This window comes from Winogradskyella sediminis (assembly GCF_003387355.1).
Classification (GTDB): domain Bacteria; phylum Bacteroidota; class Bacteroidia; order Flavobacteriales; family Flavobacteriaceae; genus Winogradskyella; species Winogradskyella sediminis.
Genome location: NZ_QUNH01000028.1, coordinates 1 through 1373, shown reverse-complemented (window position 1 = coordinate 1373; position 1373 = coordinate 1). Strand labels below are relative to the sequence as shown.

2 protein-coding genes are annotated in these 1373 nt (G+C 31.0%); both read left to right on the top strand.

The genetic code is table 11. The annotated features are described in order from the left end of the window. The first annotated feature begins 134 nt into the window (after positions 1-134). A complete protein-coding gene (locus tag C8N41_RS16770) occupies positions 135-509 on the top strand; it encodes a DUF3592 domain-containing protein (RefSeq protein ID WP_115840126.1) in 375 nt (124 codons plus the stop codon). Between the two features lie 165 nt (positions 510-674). Continuing rightward, entirely contained in the window at positions 675-1172 is a 498-nt protein-coding gene (locus tag C8N41_RS16765) for a hypothetical protein (RefSeq protein ID WP_115840125.1), read from the top strand. Positions 1173-1373: the final 201 nt, after the last annotated feature.

Here is a 1373-nt window from a genome sequence, read left to right as displayed (position 1 = left end):
CCTACTTGCGAAAATTCCTGCGGAATTTTCACGGGTTCGTAAATGTTTGCTAACTTAGTCGCTAAACCACGCAACTAACCATACACAAAACCGTTACCTGTTATTTAAAAGACCCAACAAACAATTTGAATTATATGAAAAAAAGTGATATCATATTCACAATTTTGATTGTAGCCTTTATCATGTATCTAATTATTAGAGGAATTGGTTGGCAAATTAATGTAAGTAAACTAAATAAATCAGGCGTTTTTTTAACTGCCGAGATAGTTGAAATAAAATCTGGAAGAGGAAGTACTGTTGTGGAATATAAGTTTGAATATGATGATAATGAATATTTTGGACAAAAATCATGTAACTTAAGCTCTATAAATAAAATGAAAATTGGAGACCTTTATCTTATCAAATATAATCAATCAAATAATTTCTCTGTTTTAGACTGTGATTGTAAAATCAATAAAGAGAATTTAGGAAATATCTGGAACAGAAAACCGATTGAATTGTGTAAATGATAAAAAAACAACAGGTAACACCGTGTATAATTAATTGCTAGGTTCTTCCCTACTTGCGAATATTCCTGCGGAATATTCACGGGTTCGTAAAAGTTTGCTAACTTAGTTGCTTAACCACGCAACTAACCATACACAAACACGTTGGCAACAAGCTGAAAAACCAATATGCTGAAAGGAAAACGAAAACTGATTTTACTGATTCTCACAGCAATTCTGACTTTTATTATCGGAATGCGATATGAATTGGATTATCGGATTTTGACTCGCAAAACGGTAAAATATTTGGCGAATTATAAACTCGGATTTTATGGCGGAAAGGACTTTCGCTTTTTTGAAACGGACATTGCTTTTATTCTGACTTTAATGCCAATCGGATTTTATTTAACATCACGAAAAGTTGAATCTCTGAAAAAAATAATCGGACTGAATTTAATTTATCTGATTTTAATCCCGACTTTTTACTGTCTATATTGCTTTGTCGAAAGTCAGTTTATAGAAATAACTATAACGAATCCAATAATGAATGACGGAATTTTAAAATATCATCAAAATAACGTGAATTATAGAATGATTTTATTTTTGACAATAATCTCGACTTTTATTAGCGGAATAATAATTAAGAAAATAGCAAACGGAAAAAAGCCAGTTGCCAACAATGTATAAAAATAATGCTAAATTAGGTGCTTAATCAAAGGTTAGTGCAATTTTGTTACGTCTGATTTTCCTTCGGAAAATCCTCGCACACAAAACCGCACTATTCTTATACTAGACCGTTGTAATGCATTTACCTTAACCAACTAACTGAATTACTAACTAAAAGATATCATTTACTCATTTTGACTTTTGAGTCGAATTTAAAGCGAA

Coding starts and splice junctions, on each gene's coding strand:
- C8N41_RS16770 (WP_115840126.1), top strand. CDS start 135: ATGAAAAAAAGTGATATCATATTCACAATTTTGATTGTAGCCTTTATC.
- C8N41_RS16765 (WP_115840125.1), top strand. CDS start 675: ATGCTGAAAGGAAAACGAAAACTGATTTTACTGATTCTCACAGCAATT.